Source organism: Winogradskyella sp. ECml5-4, from assembly GCF_036903175.1.
GTDB classification, from domain to species: Bacteria; Bacteroidota; Bacteroidia; order Flavobacteriales; family Flavobacteriaceae; genus Winogradskyella; species Winogradskyella damuponensis.
On record NZ_JAYJLF010000001.1, the window covers coordinates 381,679 to 401,333 of the forward strand.

The 19,655-nt window shown below is 32.8% G+C and carries 21 protein-coding genes; 16 read left to right on the top strand and 5 right to left on the bottom strand.

Annotation, left to right across the window (positions count from 1 at the left end):
• Positions 1-38 precede the first annotated feature (38 nt).
• The 11 genes from VDP25_RS01610 (at position 39) to VDP25_RS01660 (ending at position 12,008) form a co-directional block, all read left to right on the top strand.
• Positions 39-1,550, top strand: coding sequence for a sodium:solute symporter family transporter (locus VDP25_RS01610; protein ID WP_334466006.1), 1,512 nt, complete (start codon positions 39-41; stop codon positions 1,548-1,550).
• Positions 1,525-3,030 (top strand): class I adenylate-forming enzyme family protein, encoded by a 1,506-nt coding sequence (locus VDP25_RS01615; RefSeq protein WP_334466008.1) that lies wholly within the window; start codon positions 1,525-1,527, stop codon positions 3,028-3,030. The genes VDP25_RS01610 and VDP25_RS01615 overlap by 26 nt, the downstream gene beginning before the upstream one ends.
• 71 nt (positions 3,031-3,101) lie before the next feature.
• On the top strand, positions 3,102-3,971 hold the full coding sequence (locus VDP25_RS01620) for an alpha/beta fold hydrolase (RefSeq protein ID WP_334466012.1): 870 nt from the start codon (positions 3,102-3,104) through the stop codon (positions 3,969-3,971).
• Complete coding sequence (locus tag VDP25_RS01625) at positions 3,968-5,383, top strand: hypothetical protein (protein WP_334466015.1); 1,416 nt, start codon at positions 3,968-3,970, stop codon at positions 5,381-5,383. The genes VDP25_RS01620 and VDP25_RS01625 overlap by 4 nt, the downstream gene beginning before the upstream one ends.
• 169 nt (positions 5,384-5,552) lie before the next feature.
• Positions 5,553-8,045 carry a TonB-dependent receptor gene (locus tag VDP25_RS01630; protein ID WP_334466018.1) on the top strand — a complete coding sequence of 831 codons (2,493 nt, stop codon included), beginning with the start codon at positions 5,553-5,555 and terminating at the stop codon, positions 8,043-8,045.
• An 11-nt stretch (positions 8,046-8,056) separates the two neighbouring features.
• Positions 8,057-8,836: an alpha/beta fold hydrolase gene (locus tag VDP25_RS01635; RefSeq protein ID WP_334466021.1), complete on the top strand. Its 780-nt coding sequence runs from the start codon at positions 8,057-8,059 to the stop codon at positions 8,834-8,836.
• 10 nt (positions 8,837-8,846) lie between these two features.
• Positions 8,847-9,617, top strand: a complete 771-nt coding sequence (locus VDP25_RS01640) for a 3-hydroxybutyrate dehydrogenase (protein ID WP_334466024.1) — start codon at positions 8,847-8,849, stop codon at positions 9,615-9,617.
• Positions 9,618-9,815: 198 nt separating this feature from the next.
• Positions 9,816-10,658 (top strand): AraC family transcriptional regulator, encoded by an 843-nt coding sequence (locus VDP25_RS01645; protein ID WP_334466027.1) that lies wholly within the window; start codon positions 9,816-9,818, stop codon positions 10,656-10,658.
• A 90-nt stretch (positions 10,659-10,748) separates the two neighbouring features.
• Complete coding sequence (locus tag VDP25_RS01650; RefSeq protein WP_334466030.1) at positions 10,749-10,901, top strand: hypothetical protein; 153 nt, start codon at positions 10,749-10,751, stop codon at positions 10,899-10,901.
• A gap of 142 nt (positions 10,902-11,043) precedes the next feature.
• Positions 11,044-11,592, top strand: a complete 549-nt coding sequence (locus tag VDP25_RS01655; RefSeq protein WP_334466033.1) for a carboxymuconolactone decarboxylase family protein — start codon at positions 11,044-11,046, stop codon at positions 11,590-11,592.
• Positions 11,593-11,624: 32 nt separating this feature from the next.
• On the top strand, positions 11,625-12,008 hold the full coding sequence (locus tag VDP25_RS01660) for a cupredoxin domain-containing protein (protein ID WP_334466036.1): 384 nt from the start codon (positions 11,625-11,627) through the stop codon (positions 12,006-12,008).
• 80 nt (positions 12,009-12,088) lie between these two features.
• Here VDP25_RS01660 and VDP25_RS01665 read toward each other — a convergent pair whose 3' ends face one another.
• Positions 12,089-12,421 (bottom strand): single-stranded DNA-binding protein, encoded by a 333-nt coding sequence (locus VDP25_RS01665; protein ID WP_215926658.1) that lies wholly within the window; start codon positions 12,419-12,421, stop codon positions 12,089-12,091.
• 590 nt (positions 12,422-13,011) lie between these two features.
• Here VDP25_RS01665 and VDP25_RS01670 point away from each other — a divergent pair.
• Positions 13,012-13,656 carry a spermidine synthase gene (locus VDP25_RS01670; protein ID WP_334466040.1) on the top strand — a complete coding sequence of 215 codons (645 nt, stop codon included), beginning with the start codon at positions 13,012-13,014 and terminating at the stop codon, positions 13,654-13,656.
• 40 nt (positions 13,657-13,696) lie between these two features.
• The gene (locus VDP25_RS01675; protein ID WP_215926654.1) at positions 13,697-14,047 is read left to right on the top strand and encodes a hypothetical protein; all 351 of its coding nucleotides are present in this window, start codon (positions 13,697-13,699) and stop codon (positions 14,045-14,047) included.
• On the opposite strand, the gene VDP25_RS01680 is transcribed toward VDP25_RS01675, so the two are convergent.
• Positions 14,044-14,529, bottom strand: a complete 486-nt coding sequence (locus tag VDP25_RS01680; RefSeq protein WP_215926652.1) for a CBS domain-containing protein — start codon at positions 14,527-14,529, stop codon at positions 14,044-14,046. The two genes, VDP25_RS01675 and VDP25_RS01680, sit on opposite strands and share 4 nt — an antisense overlap.
• A 114-nt stretch (positions 14,530-14,643) precedes the next feature.
• Between VDP25_RS01680 and VDP25_RS01685 the strand changes: the two genes are divergently transcribed.
• Both VDP25_RS01685 and VDP25_RS01690 read left to right on the top strand, forming a co-directional pair.
• The gene (locus VDP25_RS01685; RefSeq protein WP_334466047.1) at positions 14,644-15,453 is read left to right on the top strand and encodes an NAD(P)H-binding protein; all 810 of its coding nucleotides are present in this window, start codon (positions 14,644-14,646) and stop codon (positions 15,451-15,453) included.
• 70 nt (positions 15,454-15,523) lie between these two features.
• Positions 15,524-16,228, top strand: coding sequence for a hypothetical protein (locus VDP25_RS01690; RefSeq protein ID WP_334466049.1), 705 nt, complete (start codon positions 15,524-15,526; stop codon positions 16,226-16,228).
• A gap of 52 nt (positions 16,229-16,280) precedes the next feature.
• Here the strand turns inward: VDP25_RS01690 and VDP25_RS01695 are convergent, their stop codons facing one another.
• The gene (locus VDP25_RS01695; protein WP_334466050.1) at positions 16,281-16,808 is read right to left on the bottom strand and encodes a hypothetical protein; all 528 of its coding nucleotides are present in this window, start codon (positions 16,806-16,808) and stop codon (positions 16,281-16,283) included.
• 170 nt (positions 16,809-16,978) lie between these two features.
• Between VDP25_RS01695 and VDP25_RS01700 the strand changes: the two genes are divergently transcribed.
• Positions 16,979-17,932, top strand: a complete 954-nt coding sequence (locus VDP25_RS01700) for an NAD-dependent epimerase/dehydratase family protein (protein WP_334466052.1) — start codon at positions 16,979-16,981, stop codon at positions 17,930-17,932.
• A gap of 86 nt (positions 17,933-18,018) precedes the next feature.
• Here VDP25_RS01700 and VDP25_RS01705 read toward each other — a convergent pair whose 3' ends face one another.
• Positions 18,019-19,359 (bottom strand): alkaline phosphatase family protein, encoded by a 1,341-nt coding sequence (locus VDP25_RS01705; protein ID WP_334466055.1) that lies wholly within the window; start codon positions 19,357-19,359, stop codon positions 18,019-18,021.
• Positions 19,360-19,368: 9 nt separating this feature from the next.
• Positions 19,369-19,632, bottom strand: coding sequence for a hypothetical protein (locus tag VDP25_RS01710; protein WP_334466058.1), 264 nt, complete (start codon positions 19,630-19,632; stop codon positions 19,369-19,371).
• Between the last annotated feature and the right edge of the window lie 23 nt (positions 19,633-19,655).

The window sequence follows — 19,655 nt, forward strand, 5'->3', positions numbered from 1 at the left end:
TTAAAGTTTGTTACTTGTTTCTAAAGAAATGTATTGAAATGATAGCATCAGACCAATTAGTCACCTACATGTGGATTTTATTAGCAGTTTATGCTGCTGTAATCTTATTTTTTGTCATAAGAGGAGCACGAAAAAACACGAGCATTAACGATTATGCCGTTGGCAATATTGGCTTCCCATCGTGGGTTGTTGGTTTGTCTTTAGCCGCTTCAATGACAAGTGCCGCAACATTTATTATTAATCCTGGATTTATTGCACTCTACGGAATTTCTGGCGTCATCTCGTTTGCTATTGTATTACCAATTGCTGCATTTATATCACTAATTGTTTTTACAAAAGGCTTTGTAAAACAAGGTAATGCCGTAAAAGCAACAACCATGGCGCAGTGGATTGGCAAACGCTATAACAGCAAGAATTATGCTTTTTTCTTTGGTATTATTGCCTTATTACTCATCACATTTATTGTACTCATCAATGTTGGGTTAACTCAAGTTATCTCAAAATCACTTAACATGGATCCTTTTTATGTGCTTATGGGAATTACCGTTTTTGTCTTTGGTTATATGATGTTTGGCGGCGCAAATTCTATGGTTTACACCAATACCATTCAAGCCATCATTATGTGTATTGTGGCGCTTATTTTAATTGGTTCGGGCTACGAATATTTTGCCGATGGTATCACTGGTTTTTTTGAGAAACTAAATGCAATCGATCCCAATTTAACAAAACCAACAAATACAGAAAGTTTCCTATTTCGAGATTATTTTGAAATCATCGTTACTCAAATTGTTATTGGAGTCGCTATTGTTTGCCAGCCTCATATAATCACAAAATCATTATTATTAAAAGATTCAAGTAAAATAAACACCTATCTATTTAGCGGCATAGCTTTTATGATAGTGTTCTTTTTAGTGGTTATTGTAGGCTTATATGCACGAATCAGTTTTCCTGATTTTATGGTCAATGGAGAAAAATTACGAATGGATGAAATTATCCCAACCTACGTCGTTACAAAATTTTCTGTAGGTGTAGGTCTAGTCATTGTTGTTGGATTAATTTCCGCAGGATTATCAACTCTAGAAAGCTTAATTCAGTCTTTATCTATTACCATTACCTCAGATATCATTACCCCTTTATTTAAAGATAAATTCACCGAAAAAACCATAACCATTAATAAAGTGGTGATTATCATCTTAGGCATTGTGAGCTTTTTACTAAGTTGGGAACAGATTAAAAACCCAAATGTAAGTGTGGCTATTTTTGCCCAAAATGGGGTTTATGCCTATTTTGCTGCTGCTTTTGCACCTGTTTTGTTTGGTACATTTTTAAATCATGTATCTACACGTTCGGTTTTTATAGCTAGTATTACAGCTATTGTTGTTCATTTTGGAATTTACTACGGAAGAATTACACCTTATATGCAAGAGCCCGTAAATAACCCAGGTGTTTCGGCAGCTATCGGAATTATAACATCACTTATTGTAGGTTATATCATTTATAAAATAGATTCAAAAAAAGTAGAACTTGGACAGACTAGATTGGACAGCTAAATGGGCCGATTACACGCCTAATAAAATTGCTATAACATCGTATGATGCCAACAAAACTTATACGTATAGCGACTTGCATGTCTACGCCAATAGGTTAATTGAAAAATTTACAGCACTTAATCTCGAAGAAGGAGACCGAGTTGCCGTTTTAGCAGATCATGGCTTAGAATATATAGTGCTTTTTGTGGCTTGTCAACGTATGGGACTCGTTATTGTGCCTCTAAATTACCGTCAATCTGTTAACGAAATTTCTAAACTCGTCACCGATTGTACACCATGTTTATTTATTTATAATAACAATCACAAAATCAAAGCCGAACAATTACCTATTCAAAATTTAAAAGTTACAACTTTTGAGAAACTGGCTGATTATTATTTAAACTCAGAAAATTCTACAACCAAAACCTTCCAAATTAAAGAAGACAACCCGCTATTTATTTTCTATACATCTGGAACAACAGGCACACCAAAAGGCGTTATTTACACGAATAAAATGCTTTTTTGGAATAGCTTAAACACCTCCATGCAACTCGGAATTACATTTAGAGATTCCACTATAAACACATTACCGCCTTACCATACTTCTGGATGGAATGTTTTTGTCACTCCATTATTACACAAAGGCGCCCATATTGGCATGTTAGAAAAGTTTGATGCCCAAAAAATATTATGTCTTTTAGAGCTCAACCAAACCACATTATTTATGGCATTACCAACCATGTTATTAATGATGCAAAAAACACCTGTTTTTAAGGACGTTAGCCTAAAAAAATTACGCTATATCATATCTGGTGGTGAAAAAGTACCTTCTGAGCTTGTGAGCTTCTGGAAAACCGAAAAAAACATTTATATAAGACCTGGCTATGGGCTAACCGAAGCCGGCCCAAGCATTACATCATTGCATCATGAAATGGCAGAACTAAAACCTAACTCCATTGGAAAACCCAACTTTTATTTAGACATTAAAATCGTAAATAAAGATGGAGCAATCGTTAAGCCAAATGAAGTTGGTGAACTCTGTATAAAAGGTGATATTGTGACACCTGGCTATTGGAACAACTCGGTAAAAACAAGTAATAAAATAAAAAAAGGCTGGTTATTTACTGGTGATTTTGCCTATAGTGATAACGAAGGATTTTTATATATAAAAGGGCGAAAAAACGACATGTATATTTCTGGTGGCGAAAACATCTATCCACAAGAAATTGAAGTCCACCTTGAAAATATCAAAGGCATAAAAAAAGCCGTTGTTCTAAGCATGAAAGATGAAAAATGGGGAGAATGCGGCATAGCATTTGTAACCTCAGCAAACAAAGACCTTTCGGTAACAAAAATTAGAGACGTATTAACAACTAACCTCGTAGCTTTTAAACACCCAAAGCACATATTTATTTTGGATGAAATTCCATTAACTAGCTTAGGAAAAGTATCGAGAAAAAAACTAACAAAATATTTTAACGCTATAAAATCCCAACAATGAAACAATTCGGAATAGTATTAATAATTGCTCTTTTTAACACTACATTATTTTCGCAAAACACTAAAAAACCAATGAAAGATATACTTTCAGACTATAATTTTAAAAGCCACATTACAACTTTAGATAGTTTAGAAATTAGCTACATTAAAGAGGGAAATGGAAAAAAAACATTACTCTTTGTACATGGTTTAAGCAGTAATTCTGATGCTTGGTCTAAAAATATTGTAACGTTAAAAAACGACTATACTTGTGTCGCCATAGATTTACCTGGTTACGGAAAATCTTCTAAGCCAAAAGCAGATTACACTCCTTCTTTTTTTGCGGAATTTATGCATCAATTCATTGAAAAATTAGAGTTAAAAAACATCATCCTAGTTGGTCACTCTATGGGGGGACAAGCAAGTATAAAATTTGCAACAACTTATCCTGATACTATTGAAAAACTGATTTTAGTTGCACCGGCCGGTTTAGAGCAGTTTACAGAAACCAATGCCACATTTATGAAGGCTTATTTCACTCCTGAAATGGTTAAAAACACAACTGATGCACAAATTGAGAAAAATTATGCTCTTAATTTTCACTCCATACCAGATGCGGTTTCAAATATGATAGATGACCGAATGAAAATTAAAGACGCATCCGATTTTGAAGCGCATTGTAATGCTATTGTTAGTAGTGTTTCTGGTATGTTAGACGAACCTGTTTTTAAAGATTTAGAAAACATTTCACAACCAACTTTGGTCCTTTTTGGAGATAAGGATGCACTGATTCCTAACCGCTATTTTAATCCAAAGCTAACCATTGAAGACATTGGCAAAATAGCACACGATCATATTAAATCTGTCGAAGTTGAATTTATAAAAGACGCAGGTCACTTTGTGCAATACGAAAAACCAACAGAAGTGAATGCACTCATTCAGCAATTCTCCAATAAAAAATGAAAACTAAGCTTAAAAAATTTACGGAATTTAGCAAAACCATTTTACCTAATGAAGCTAAATACCTTAAAGACAAATATCAATTTACAGATTCAGAAAAACGCCGCATTATTTCATTAGTAATTGCCAATGCCTTATCTCAAAATAAACCTATAGATTTTGATGATAAAATTGATAAACGAAAATACTCTTATATAAAAGTCTGGATTGAAAAGAAATTAGCAAGTATAGATGTTGATGCTACTATAGCTTGGATTATGTCTTTAAATAAAAAAATCCTCACAGATGCAATAGCTTCAAATGAAGAAAAAGAATTTTTACACTACATTTCTGCCTACAAAAACATTGAATATAATTTTCAAAATTTATACGAGCTTGCCAAAGAATACAAGTCTTACCTCTTGGTAAGAATGCGTTATAAAGACCATAAAACAGTTGCTGATTTTATAGAATCCTACAGAACACACTACAAAAAAGCTATAATTATTAAAGACAAATTATATGCAGCAACAACAGAAATCACCAACCAATACACTCTTAATAATAACGAAACAAAACACTTAGAATCTTGGCTTTTAAAAACTTTTAACGATAAAAATATTGATGGTAAAAACAGATATCAAGCCTTTGTTTTGCTCGCTTTTATGTACACTAATTATAATGAAAATGATAAATTAAAAATTATTTTCGATCAAATAGACTATTACTTCAATGAAGGCGAAATGTACTCTAGACGCATCTTATCTAATTATTATGCCAGCAGAGTTTTACTACATTCTAAACAAGATGAATTTGAAAAAGCAGAGTTTTATGGCTACTTATCCATTAGGCAAAATAATAATGACGCCTTAATGTACTTAAATAATTTAGTCGCTATTTTATTACGAAATCACAAACCTGAAAATGCATTTTCGCTTTTAGAAAATCATCATGATTTATATAAAGAAACCCACAATTATCATCAAAAAATAGGGTATTGTTCATATCAAATCCGTGTGCTATCTGAACTTAAAAAACATAAATTAGCTGAAGCTACCGCCAAAACCTTTATAAAGAAATATAAGAATGAAGTCTTAAATCATCGTTGGCATCATTTTTTTACATCATATATTAATGTGCTCATCATACTAGAAAAATACGAAGATGTTCTAAAATTAGCTTCAAAATTTAACCTTATAGAAAAGGAAAGTGAACGTCAGAAACAAAATAATTATGTACCAAATATATCATGGAGTATTTCACTTTCAAGATATATGGAAGGGCACATAAATTCTAAGCGTCTTTTAGATGAAATAAAAGCACCTCTTAAAGCTATTTGTCCTACAAAAAATCAAAAACAATTGATGATTAAGGTCATTGATACACTTTCTAACAACTTACCTGAAGCCTTTTTAGAATTAAAGTCACACATTTAAACATTTCCACCAAAAACAATGCTTTTATTATGTAATTCTTAAAAAATTAGTATTTAAAATCAAAAAGTCACACTAATAAGCTCATTAATTTATTGCTTTTTATTCTCTATTTCATAATAGATTGCCTACAAACTAATAAATAAACTAACTTAATCAATTGTCTTATATTATGAAAAAACTATTTTTATTACTAACCCTCATTAGTACGTTTGCTATGGCTGCTCAAAATAGCGGTAGTATAACTGGGATAATTACAGAAGCAAGTGGCACTCCTTTATCTGGAGCAACCGTTTACATTAAATCTTTAGACAAAGGAACAGTAACTGATTACGACGGAAAATTTATTCTAGAGAATATAGCTGCAGGCACCTACGACATAGCGATCTCATACGTTGGTTTTGCCACCACAACTCAAAGCATTACAATAATTGCAGGTAAAGCCACATCGCTAAACACATCATTAAAAGAATCGGATAGTATTTTAAATGAAGTGATAATTACAGCAAACAAGAAACCACAAAAAATCACAGATGTACCAGCAACAGTTAATGTTATTACATCAAAAGACATTGAAGAATTTCCAAGTTTCAATATTGGAGAATTAGCCGCACGACAAAAAGGAGTTGATTTTGTAAGAAGTGGCGTATTAGGTACAGGAATTAACATTAGAGGATTTAACTCGGCTTTTAACTCTAAGAATTTACAAGTTACTGACGATAGATTATCAACATTAATAGCAACAGGTCTACCTTTAGGCTCATTCTCTACAGTAACTAAAGACGATATTGCACGTGTAGAAATATTATTAGGCCCTAACGGAACACTTTACGGCCCTAACGCCCATAACGGTTTAGTAAGTACAATTACCAAAAATCCAAGACAGTCTGAAGGAACTACTGTTGCCTTAGGTTTTGGTAATCAAAGTGTATTTACAACACGTTTTAGACATGCCGAAGCAATTAACGACAAATTCGCTTACAAGTTTCATTTTGAACATTCTCAAGGTAAAGAATTCAACTATGCAGATAGTGTTTATGTAGGCACTAAAGCATATAAAGAATTGGATTTGGACCGTGATTTTGAATCTTCAAAATATGGAGCTTCTTTATATTACAAACCATCAAAAAGTTCAGAACTTATAGGATATTACGGCCACAGTAACAATAATAATATTGGAATAACAAGTGCTGGTCGTAACCAAATCAAAGATTGGAGTATTGATGTTGCGCAATTAAAGTTTGTCTCTAAACACTTTTTCGCTAATACATATTACACATGGAGTAATACTGAAGACACCTATGCTATGAACCAAAGAACACAAAACTACGTGTCGTTTATAGAAAATGGATTTTCAGAAGAAGAAGCTCGCGAACGCTCCTTTACAGAACAATGGTTTCAATTTGGGCCTAATCCAGGTGACGGTATTCCATTGCAACGTGGTGCCCTTTTTAAAGATGATTCACAACGTTTTAATGCCGAAGCGCAATACAATAATAACTGGAATGATTTCTATGTAACCTTAGGAGCACAATACCAATTAGACATGGCAGATTCTAAAGGCACATACCTTTTAGATAAAGATGGTATAGATTTAGATCAAACCGGAATTTACACACAATTAGAATACAAACTAGACGATTCTGGATGGGGATTTTTATTTGGAGGACGACTTGACAATCACGAGTTATACGGTTCTAACTTTATTCCAAAAGTTGCCGTGACTAAAAAAGTAAACAACGGTACGTTTAGGTTAACTTACGGAAAAGGTATAGCTGTACCCTCTATTTTAAATCTTAAAGGGAACTTATTTGGTGGTTTAGTAATAGGTAACGGTGAAGGCTTTACATTAACAGATGGTACTAAAGTTCCAAAACTAGATGTTGAAACCATTAACTCTTACGAAATAGGATATAAAGGCCAATTATCAGATAAATTATTTATTGATGTTAATGCATATTACAACCAATCTGACAATTTTATTAGCCCATTAGTTACGGTTTCCGATGCTGCTAATGGCAATAATGTAACACATGTTGGTAACACACCTATTGGAGAAGTTGTTGAAGGCTCTGATGGGTCGTTTATTCTATCGTATTTAAACTTTGGACATGTAGACACATACGGATTTGATATTGGGCTAAACTATTATTTCTCTGATAGCTTTAGAGCTTCAGTTAACTATTCCTATTTTGGTCGTGAGTTAGATACCGATGATCTTGCTAATGACGGAAATTTAGACGGTCAGGTACTAGAGAGCGAACTACCAATTAATACACCAAATAACAAATTTAGTGTTGGACTTCACTATAACAAAGGAAAATTTTACGGAGCTATTTACGGGAGATTTGTTGAAAAATACGATTTCTTCTCAGGCATAAACGTTGCTGCAGAAACACAAGATCAGGATGGTGATGGAGTTAACGAAATTGTTGAAAATGCTCAGGTAGGAAGAACATGGAATTATGGCCAACTAGGAGGCTTTACAGTAGATGCAAATGCAGGTTATAACATTACAGACCAACTATCAATGGGACTTAGTATTACCAACCTATTTAACGCAGAAGTTAGAGAATTTGTAGCCTCTCCAATTATAGAAACACTAGCGTCTTTTGAGTTAAAGTACCAATTTAACTTAAAGCAAAAGAAAGCAACTGTTAACTAAGTTTCTAATCCATGTTAAAAATACAAGTTAATAATATAGCACTAGATTATGAAGATCATGGCAAGGGAAACGTCCTCTTATTACTTCATGGTTTAGGATCCACAAAAAAAGATTGGGACGCACAAGTCCCTTTCTTTTCCAAAACACATCGTGTAATTACTGTAGATTTAAGAGGTCATGGAGCATCTACTAAACCTCAAGACGCCTACGGAGTAGAATTAATGACCGAAGATGTTAAGCAACTTTTAGACCAATTAAATATTAAAAAAGCAACACTAGTTGGGTTTTCGATGGGAGGAGCAATTGCTTTCGAAATGGCAGCAACTCACCCTGAATATTTAGAAAATTTAGTCATCGTAAATAGCGGTCCAGATTTTAACAATATGGGTAAAATTGGAGAGGACCTTTTAGACAAGCGAACCACGTTCTTAAAAACAAAAGGATTAGAGGCTTTAGCAAAAGAAATTTCATTTAATATGTTTCCCGAAGACCATCAAATAGATTTAAGAAACGAATTTGAAACCCGTTGTAAAAACAACGATTATAATGCGTACTACAAATCATTTGTCACCTTAATGGATTGGGGTTTAGGCGATAAAATCAAAGACATCTCAGCAAGAACCTTAGTTGTAGCGTCAGACATGGATTACACACCTATAGTTTTTAAAGAAGCCTATGTTAATCGCATGCAAAATGCCACACTAGCTGTAATTAAAAATTCTAGACACGGAGTGGTTTTAGACCAACCCGATGCTTTTAATTTAGAACTTCAAAATTTTTTAAAACAATAGATATAAACACATGAATAAAACCGTTCTCATTACAGGAAGCACAAGCGGAATTGGTTTAGGCATTGCACAGCAATTTGCTAAAGAAGGCTACAATATTATGTTTCATGGTTTAGAAGCCAACGGACAAGCTATAGCAAACGACATTGCTAAAACACACCATATAAAAGTCGGATTTTCTAATGCAAACTTATTGCAACCTGAAGCCATAGAACATTTAGTAACTAAGACCATAGACACCTTTGGAAGCTTACATGTACTTGTTAATAATGCTGGAATTCAATTTGTGTCACCTATTGAAGACTTCCCTAATCATAAATATGAAAATATCATAGCCATAAATATGAACGCTGCTTTCTACGCCTCAAAAGCGGCTTGGAAACAAATGAAAATACAAAACTTTGGAAGAATAATCAATATATCTTCCGTGCATGGCTTAAGAGCATCAGAGTTTAAATCAGCTTATGTCACTGCAAAACACGGTGTCATTGGCATGACTAAAGTACTCGCCTTAGAAGGAGCCGAATTTAATATTACCTGTAATGCTATTTGTCCTGGCTATGTAAAAACTCCTTTAGTTGAAGGCCAAATAAAAGATCAAGCTAAAGCACACAGTATGACAGAAGACGAGGTTGTAGAAAAAGTGATGCTTAAAAAACAAGCCGTAAAACAATTTGTCCCAATTGAAGCCATTGCAGATATGGCCATTTTATTAGCGAAAGATAGCTCAACAACCATAACCGGAACATCATTTGCTTTAGATGGAGGTTGGAGTGCTCAATAGTTGTTAGAAACTGTAATTTATATGTCTGTATCTTATAAACTTCTGCTATTTATAAAATCATACATTTAATAAAAAATAGGCATCAGAACCTTTAAGTGTTAGTCTAAAAATCTGGTGCCTTTTTTTCTTTATTTAGAGCGCTTCACAAATAATGCTCATGTTTTGTAATTTTATAGCTACTTATTAGACTTAGTAGCTATGACTCATACTTTTAAAGAATTTTATACTAACGCCATATTCAATATTGGAAATGAAAACGACTTACTTCCATTTCAAAAAGCGAAGCAGTGTGAGTTTTACACTTTTATTTGGGCAAAATCAGAAGCCATTCATCTTATTATAGATAGTGTCCCATTAACTATTCAGCCGCATAGTATTTTAGCCTTAACTCCCATTCAATATCTGCAATATATAGACGGTAGCGATGCTATAGTTTATCAATTTAACAGAGAATTTTATTGTATTAAAGATCACGACCAAGAAGTGAGTTGTGCAGGAATTTTATTTTTTGGAAACACAAATATTCCAATAATTCATTTAGATGCTGTTGAACAACAAAAATTTATAACATTACACGATGTTTTTATAGATGAATTAGAAACGGAAGATAATATACAAGCCGAAATGCTTAGGATGTTAATGGCTCGATTTATTATTAAAAGCACACGATTACTAAAGGCTAAAGAAGGTATTAGTGAAACTCCCAAAAGCTCTAAAGTAGATTTACTACGTGAATTCAACTTTTTAGTAGAACAACATTTTAAAACCGAACATAGTGTCGCATTCTATGCCGATAAATTGTTTAAGTCTCCAAAAACCTTATCTAATAATTTCGCTAAACTAAACAGAAGCCCTTTACAAATTATTCATCAACGTATTGTATTAGAAACGCAACGCCAATTAAGTTACACCGATAAAACAGCAAAAGAAATTGCTTATGATATTGGTTATGAAGATGCCTCTCACCTAAGTCGTTTATTCAAAAAACACACCTCATTATCGCCTTCAGACTACAAAAAGAGATTAAACTCTCTTAGTTAGGAAAAATTGACAAGCCACAGGGCAAATTCTTCATTTCACAACACATACTTCTATCGCATCTTTGCATTGTAATATTAAAACAATAACAAGATGACACTAAAAAACAAATCCATATTCAATCTCATAGAGATATTTACAAACAGTAGAAAAAAGATAGTAAACACTATTAATGCAGAAACGCATTGTGAGCAAAAACATATTCACGATTTCTATTGTGATGCCGAAAAGCCATTTATTGGCTAATTAATTAAAAAGGGAAATAATGACATGATTTAAGGAATTACAACCATTCTTTAGCATTACAATTTCTAAGAACTTTGTACCAACAAAAAAATTGAAATAAATAATAAAAAACCTGAGTAAAATCAGAACAAAAATTAAAATTATGAACACATTTAATATTTTAACCAGAGAAGACGTTAGCGCTAATAATCAAGCTATTTTTGATAACTTAAAAAAAGCTGTAGGGTTTGTACCCAACTTATATGCAACCTACGCCCATAGTGATACTGCTTTAGAAAATTATTTAACATTTGCCAACGCAAAAACATCTTTATCTGCAAAAGAAAAAGAAGTTGTAAACCTTGCTGTAAGTCAAGTAAACGATTGTATTTACTGTCTTTCTGCACATACTGCTATTGGAAAAATGAACGGTTTTACTGACGAACAAATACTAGAACTAAGAGCCGGATTTTCTACTGCAAATGACAAATTAGATGCTTTAGCAAAATTGGCTAAAAACATTACAGAAAACAGAGGAAAAACAGACGAAACAGTTTTAGAAAACTTTTTTAATGCGGGTTACACCAAAGGAAATTTAATAGACACTATTGCCTTAGTTGGAGACAAAACCATTTCTAACTATATACACAGTACAACTCAAGTTCCTGTAGATTTTCCAGTAGCGCAACCCTTAGAATTAGAAACTATTTAATTAATAATAATAATCCATAATATTTTAAAAAAATGAAAAAAATTATTGCAATAATCGTCGTAGCATTAACCTTTACATTAACAGGAAAGGCACAAAACAACATGAAAACTGAAGCTGCGGTTGTATCTTTAGAACAGACCAAAGGAGAGTTTACTCAAAAAACATTAACCTTAAAAGAAGGAGATTATATTTTTGAAATCGCTAATAAAAATGTTGGTCATCAAGTAGGATTTGTATTAGTTCCTAAAGGAGCAGATGCTTCTAAACCTGAAAACCATATTAAAACCGCTTATGTTACTAAAGCTGTAGAAAATAACACCAAAGAAACATCAAAAGTAACGACATTAACAAAAGGAGAGTATGTCTATTTTTGCCCTCTCAACCCTACACCTCAATACACTTTAACTGTAAAGTAAATTGTTAAATAGTATTTAGTGTTAAACAAAAAGAGCAATCCGGTGGATTGCTCTTTTGTATTTATAAATTGAATTTATAATTATTTCCCTAGCATTAAAAGCTCATTACAAAGTACTTCTGTAGTGTAACGCTTTATACCATCTTTATCTTCCCAAGAACGCGAGGTTAACCTCCCTTCTATAGCGACTTCTTTGCCTTTAGTGACATACTTCTCTACAATCTGAGCCGTTTTTCCCCATGCAATCACATTGTGCCATTGTGTATCTGTGACTTTTTCGCCTTGTGCATTTTTATAACTTTCATTTGTAGCGATAGAAAATTTAGCTAAAATTTTTCCGGATTCAAAATTGGTGATTTCTGGGTCTTGTCCTAAGTTACCAATCAACTGTACTTTGTTTTTAAGTGTGTTCATAATTTCTAAAATTTAATGGTTAAACAGTTAATACTATCGAGTTCTAATGTTTCGACAATGCAAAGATGAAGTGACTTGCAAATAATAATCGGTAGTTAATCGTTTACATCCGTTTGTAATCGTTTGTAAATAATTAAAACCGCCTAATCTATATTAAATCTGAAGAAATAATCTGTAACAACAAAAAAAGCACCCGAAATCAGGATGCTAAATTTCTAACATTTTGGAAGGAGACTGCTTCTTACCAAGTCAATGTGAAGATGTGCCTTGCAAATGTTTACACCTCAAAATTAAATAATACATATTCGTTTAATGTTACGTACTGATTTTATCTGTGTTAAGCTTGTGTTGCTAACATCTTTAATATTTTAAATTAATAGTAAGAGGTTTGCCTTTTATTGTACTTTTATAATTCAATTGACTAAGACAAAATTGATCGGTTATAATAGGCTTATTACCAATAAAAAGATATTTATCAATTATATATTAATACAAAAAAAACACATTGTCAATCAATTCCTTTTTCGGTTATGCATTCTAATTGGGAAGCAAAACAAACGAATTGATTTAATACTACGCTAAACCAAACTATGAAACGACTGTTCAGTTACATTTATCCCGTTACAAAAACCATCACCTCTATGTACAGCGAAGAATTAGAAATAACTTGGTACAACGGTAAAAAACATCTTAATTCAGCTAACGCCAATTATAGTTACGGTTCCTTACAGCGTATTTTAAAATATGGCTTAGAACAGATTAAAATCAGCGACGTCAATTCTATATTAGTTTTAGGTATGGGAGGCGGAAGCGTCATAAAAACGCTTCGAAAAGATTTTAACTACACGCATAATATTGAAGCCGTAGAATTAGATCCTGTAATTATTGATATTGCTAATACCGAATTTGGGATTACAGAAAACCAACATCTTAAAATTCATTGTGCTGATGCGTTTTCATTCTTAGAAAGCAACACTAAGAGTTTTGACTTAATTATCATAGATCTCTACATCGACCTTTCGGTTCCTGATAAATTTCTAAGCACTGAGTTTTGGGATCATGTCCTTAAATCAAAATCATCAAAGGGATCATTACTATTTAATGCTTCAGTAAAGGAAACTGATAGCAATAACATTGAAGCTTTAGTGAGTTACCTCAAAACTAAGGTCTATAAAGTTGATGTTTACAAAAAAGTAAACAACACCAATACCATCATCATTACCAGTTCTTTATAATGTTATAAATTAGTATATTGTAAGGACTTAATTTAAAGCTATGCGAAAAAAATGTCCAGAATGCGGAGATGTAATCATTGGCAGAATTGACAAAAAATACTGTAGTGATGGCTGCAGAAATGCACAAAATAATCGTCTTAATAAAGATTCTAAAAACTTAATAAGGAATACCAATAACCGATTGAGAAAAAATTACAGAATTTTAGAAGCGCTTAATCCTAACAAAAAAATGAAGTGCTCTAGAGCCAAACTCATAGAAAAAGGGTTTGATTTTAATTATTTCACAAGCATATACACCACAAAAGCAGGTACTGTTTACTACTTTGTGTACGACCAAGGGTATTTACCTTTGGAAGGTGAGTATTATGCTTTGGTAAAACGCGACGACTAAGAACTTCCTTTAGTTGTGCTATTCCAATTCTCACCCTTAAGCTGTAAAGCCGCTTTTAAAATATCTTTTTGACTAATTTGACCAACCAATTTTCCATTTTCCACAATTGGGAAACGTCGCCTTTTAGATTGCAAGAACTTGTTTGCAGCATCAAAAACATCCATATCACCATCAATAGTCTCTACATTTGTAGCCATTCGTTTTTCAACATTATCATGCTCTAAAGGCATGTTATAATACCTACTTTCACTTAATTGTTTTAAACAATCTCCCTCTGAAATAATACCAACCAATTCATTTCTACTGTTAACTACAGGTCCTCCAGAAATTTTATTATTGATTAAAGACTCTACCACTTCCTGCACAGATTGATCAGGTCTATACGTGATGAGATTTGTTGTCATATAGTCCCTAACCTTTAATTGTACGGGTTCAGATGTGTTTTGCTGCTTTCGAGCTCCTTGAAAACTTTTTATTGCCATAACGATTAATTTTAGAGTGAATACTAAAGTTACTGAAAATTAATTGGTTAACCAAGCAGAAGTTAAAACGAGTTAGTATTTTGTACATTTACAGTTAATTTAAGACTCTTTATCTTGAAAACACAAATTAGCGTCATAGGTTGCGGTTGGCTAGGCTTACCTTTAGCTAAAACCTTGGTTAAAGAAGGCTTTAATGTAAACGGTTCTACAACGTCTAAAGATAAAATAGATATCTTAAAACACTTTCAAATTAAACCGTTTACCATAACCTTAAGCACATCTGGAATTTCAGGTAATTACTCCCAATTTTTAACAGGAAGCAAGACCGTAATCATTAATATTCCGCCAGGTTTAAGAAAAAATCCTACTAAAAATCATGTTGCCGAGCTAACACATTTAATAGACGCGATTGAAAAACACGACATTACTAATGTACTCTATATCAGTTCTACTTCGGTATACAAGGATGAAGCTCATTTTCCTGTAAAAACAGCTAAATCTATTCCAAATGCAACATCCAATACTGCTAAACAAATCATAGCTATTGAAAATCTGCTTCGAGAAAACGCTAATTTTAATACTACTATTTTACGTTTTGGTGGCTTAATAGGCGAAGATCGGCATCCTTCAAAATTTTTATCAGGAAGAGATCATATACCAAACCCTGAAGCTCCAATAAATTTAATTCATAAAACAGACTGTATGGCTATTTGCATTGCAATCCTAAAGAAAGAACTTTGGAATGTTAGTCTAAATGCTGTTTACCCAAAACACCCTAGTAAAAAAGTCTATTATTCTAAGTACTGTAAAAAAGAAAACTTAGAGCTTCCAAAGTATGATTACTCTAAAGAAAGTAAGGGAAAAATTATTGACAGTACAACATTGGTACAACTTTTGAATTATACCTTTAAAGCAGAACACTAAAAGTGGTTTAAAATTATTAGTTTTATCCCATTAATTTTTGAATAAATAACAAACAATAAAGCCATTACAAATGAAGACTATTACAATCGCAATGCTTATGCTATTTTCAGTAAGTATGTTTGCACAAACTAATACAGAATTAAAAAAACACTACGAAGCTTATTATAAGCAGATGAAAAAGCAAGGTGATGTACAAGGTATAATTAATGCCATGACGCATCTCGACGTTTTAGAACCTTCCGTAGCTCGTAAAGATACATTAGCATACATCTACCTTTCTGAAGGACAACACATGCAAGCCCTAAACACTATTGGAGTAGAAAAAAATGCAACAGATTCTGATTTGAATGTTGAAGTAAAAGCTTTAGCTCTAAAAAATCTTAACCAACCCAAAATGGCTTTAGAACATTTTGAAGTGCTTTACAAACGCAGCCCAAATGTATATTTGGCATACGAAATGGCAGATATGAAAATTCAGACGAAAGATTTGGCTGGTGCTAAATTAAATATTGATTATGCTATGGCAAATGTAACTGACGACATGAAACGTGCCTTTTACGATCAACAACAACCTTATGAAACATCTATGAAAGCCGCTTTAATGTATCTTAATGGACTATTAAAGTTTTCAGAAAACAAAACCGCTAATATTGATATTGCTTTAAAATTTATGAACGATGCTTTAGCTATTGATCCTAATTTTAATTTAGCAAAGATTAGTAGAGAAGCTTTAGAGGCCCAAAAAGCCTCTGCAGCAGCTAAAAATAAAGGCTAAGAATATTAACATTAGATAAAAAAATGCAGCTCAATGGGCTGCATTTTTTTATCTATTTTTCTGGCTGAATTTTGCCATAAACATCACTTTCTAATTTTTCATTAATCATGTAATTAAGATTAGAAAACGCAATAAACACTTCTTTTATCCCTTTTAATTTATCTTTTCTAGAGATATTATCTAATGTTAAGCTTTCGTTTAATTTTAAAAGTGTAGTTTCAATAATTGCATTTCGAGAAGTAATATGGTTTGTAGCTAACTCTTTTGGCATTTGAGTCTTAAATTCTTCAATAAACTTCTTCAGCAATTCTTTTTCACCATTAAAAAACGAAAAATCGGCTTTCTTTAAATAGTTAATTTGCATGGCTAATTCGTGATACCTTTCCCATGTAACTATGGCTTTTTCACTTTCTGGGCTAAGCACATAATCCTTATAATCTATACCCTCAATAGTTTTTGCTGTTATAGGTGCATTTTGCTCCTTGTTTTCAGTTATCTTAACATCATTTGTATTATTATCATCACCGCAATTCGCTAATACAACACAGCTTAAAAATAAAAGGACAAATTTAATTTTCATAAGTATTTACTAATTTGAATGTAAATATACTAAACTATCCTTTTTCAGGCTTTAGTATATGCTTTTGAAGCTAAATTGAAATATTCGTAAAAAACAGTCTTTTTTCTGAAAATTTTAATATTACCAAGTATTAATTCTTATTACTTTTGACGATAATTTAAAAAGAACAGATGTCTTCAAAAATATTAATCATAGGTGCCTGTGGGCAAATAGGGACAGAACTAACAACCAAGTTAAGAGAAATCCATGGTACAGATAACGTTATTGCTAGCGATATTAATACACGTAAATTAGAGTTAGTAAACGCTGGACCCTTTGTAATTTTAGATGCTAAAAACTTTAATGCCATCAAAGATTGCTGCATTAACCATAATATAGACACTATTTACCTTATGGCAGCTTTACTAAGCGCTACTGGTGAAAAATACCCAATGGAAGCTTGGGATCTAAACATGAATTCATTATTTCATGTGCTTAACCTAGCCAAATCTGGACATATTAAAAAAGTATTTTGGCCAAGTAGTATTGCTGTTTTTGGACCAACTACTCCAAATCAAAACACACCTCAACACACCATTTGCGAACCAACAACCGTTTATGGTATAACCAAGCAAGTTGGAGAACGATGGTGTGAATATTATTATAACAAATATGATGTAGATGTAAGAAGCATTCGCTATCCAGGTATTATTAGCCATAAAGCGATGCCTGGAGGTGGTACTACAGATTATGCGGTAGAAATTTATCACGAAGCTATAAAAGAAGGCAAATACGAGAGCTTTTTATCAGAAGACACTAATTTACCTATGATGTTTATGGATGATGCCATAAAAGCGACCACAGAACTTATGGCAGCTCCTTCTGAGAACTTAACTATAAGATCATCCTACAATTTGTCAGCTATCAGTTTTACCCCAAAAGAAATAGCTGAAAGTATCAAAGCAGAAATGCCTGAGTTTAAAATTTCTTATAACCCAGACTTTAGACAGGCCATTGCAGATAGCTGGCCATCGTCTATAGATGATAGCGTAGCGCGAAAAGACTGGAACTGGTCCCACGATTTTGATCTTAAAAAAATGACTTCTGAAATGTTGACGCAGTTGAAGAAGAAATATCAGTCATAGTACCTATTTCGTATATAGATATAAAAAAAAGCAAGAGAAAACTAACTCTTGCTTTTTTGTTCTACATGATTTAATACTATGAAGTCTTAATCTGTAGTAGTTTTTAGCATACTCTTATAAACAATTCCTTTAGAAGATTCTAACTCCACGCCAAGCAAATAAGCCGATAACGTAGGTATATCCTCCATTTGTATTTCAGGAAAAACTATGCCTTTTTTAAAATCAGGACCAAAAGCTACAAAACCAGTTTGAATATTTTTAGTGTCTGGATATTGACCATGCTTTCCTCCATGTGCCGTTTTAATCAACTCTCCTTCTCTATCATTATTAAAGCTAAAACCATCATTTGCAGTCAAAGCCAATACAGCATTTGGATTAGCTCCTCTTGAAGTCATATCATCCCTTGAAATAATTCGAAACGCTTTTTTAACACTAAATGGTAAACCTTCTAGTTTCTCTACAATTTTTTCCATTGTTTTTGTATCTTTTTTACCCTTCATATGCAAGAATGCCGAACCGCCAGTACTTAGAAAGAATGTATCTTTATCAAGTAAACCTAATTCTTTTAACCACAGATTGGGAGCAATACTAGAATGTACCGTGTAGAAACCATGATCTCCAGTGATGATAATATTTGTTTGCTCTAAAATGTCCGCTTTTTTTAAGGCATCAATTATAGTACTAACAGCTTGGTCTGCTCCAGCAATTGCCTTTTGAACACCAACTCCGTCACGTCCATTTCTATGCTGTGCGCCATCGGTATTTGGTAAATGAATCGTTAACAAATTAGGTGTATAGGTTCTAATTATATAACCAGCTATACGACCCAAATTTTGATCCATACTTAAGGAACTTAAGTTATAGTCATCGACTTCTAAATTACCTGTAGCATTGCTTATTACCTCTTCAAACAAACCTTTAGGAGTTGCATATTTTTGAGTTGCTCCACGACGATCTCTTGGGTTATCAAATGACCATATTTCTGGTATATTATAATCTATTACTGCTGCATTTACAGTAATAGGCCAAGAAACAGAAGCCGTTTTTAATCCAGTATCTTTTGCCGCTTCCCATAAGGTTTTAGCTTTTACGGAACTAAAATCATAATACCAATTACCCGGAGTACCTTCTTCTGATACTTTAGTATTGTAATATATACCATGTTCATCAGGACCGACACCTGTTATTAAAGTCGTATGTGACGGATATGTAACTGTTGGAAAAATACCATTTACACCTTGTGAAGCAATTCCATTGTTTGCTAAATCTTGAATATTGGGTGCTGGCCATTGCTCTTGCAAATAGAAGTCTGGTCTAAAACCATCGATACTTATAATAACTAAGTGTTTCGCTTCTTGCGCAACGATGAGGTTCAACCCAAAACACGATACTATTACGACAAAAATATTTTTAAATAACTGTTTCATTATATAGTATTAATTAAAAGGCAACACATGGTTTGACGTTTTATTTTGAACTAATACGCGATTCATATCGTAAAGCATAGTCACATTCCCTGTAGTTTCATCCACAGTAAAATCATCTAAACCTAAGTCTAAAGGAATAAAACTAGGTATTACAGGTAAGGTAAATTCAGCAGTAATATTAGAGTTGTTTAACTGCTCAGTTTGAGACACCGGAAACTTTATACCTAAATCGTTAGAACGTCTACCTTCACTAATAAAAACCTCTTGACGCATTAAATAAATAAGGTACAATACAT